The 298-nt window shown below is 37.6% G+C and carries 1 protein-coding gene; it reads left to right on the plus strand.

Translation table 11 applies throughout. The annotated features are described in order from the left end of the window. Positions 1-298, plus strand: a 298-nt coding sequence (locus FUA24_RS23350; protein ID WP_148545741.1) for a GTP-binding protein, incomplete at both ends; no start/stop codon positions are given.

Raw genomic sequence — 298 nt, forward strand, 5'->3', positions numbered from 1 at the left:
TGCTGCTCATATTGACGCAGGTAAAACAACAACTACAGAGCGTATACTTTATTATACAGGTGTATCTCACAAAATTGGAGAAGTACATGATGGTGCTGCTACTATGGACTGGATGGAGCAAGAGCAAGAAAGAGGTATTACAATTACTTCTGCTGCTACAACTTGTACTTGGCAGTTTCCATTAGAAAATGCACAACCAACTCCTGAAACTAAAGGATATCATTTTAATATTATTGATACTCCTGGTCACGTAGATTTTACGGTTGAAGTAAACCGTTCTTTACGTGTATTAGATGGT

It is taken from the genome of Seonamhaeicola marinus (genome assembly GCF_008085455.1).